Origin of the sequence: Tannerella forsythia, assembly GCF_001006485.1 — a bacterium.
GTDB classification, from domain to species: domain Bacteria; phylum Bacteroidota; class Bacteroidia; order Bacteroidales; family Tannerellaceae; genus Tannerella; species Tannerella forsythia.
In genome coordinates, this window is record NZ_JUET01000128.1 from 1 (window position 1) to 432 (window position 432).

The following is a 432-nucleotide window of genomic DNA, read 5'->3' on the forward strand; positions in this document are numbered from 1 at the left end:
GACCAGTTCCATATGGGACTGAGTCGGGCCGGCGGCGATCGGCTATCGCCCTGCCCGTCGCACTCCGCCCACGGCCTTCGCGCCGGGCGGCCCCAGAAAAGAAACAGATCCGCACATCCTTTCCCATGGGGAGTCTCATCATGTCCGATACCCTTCCTGCCTTTCCGAACATCGACAGCACCGACTGGTCGCCGCCGGCCCCGACCGACCCGATCGAGATGGTGCGCGTGACCAAGCCGCTCATCATCTATGCCGATGCCAACAACCCCAACTACCAGGACAATGTGTGGGACGAGCCGCGCGCTTCGGGCTGGCCGCGCCTCAACAACTGGTGGGACAACAGCGCACCGCAGCCGCACCAGTTGGTGCTGCGCAAGTTCTGGAAGCTGGTGCCCGGCACCTTCACTCATCTCTATCCCGGCACGCACCTGC

Annotated in this window: 1 protein-coding gene; it reads left to right on the top strand. The window is 64.4% G+C overall.

What is annotated here, in order from left to right:
- Positions 1-140 precede the first annotated feature (140 nt).
- On the top strand, positions 141-432 hold a 292-nt coding region (locus Tanf_RS16750), incomplete at its 3' end, for a hypothetical protein (protein ID WP_140230723.1).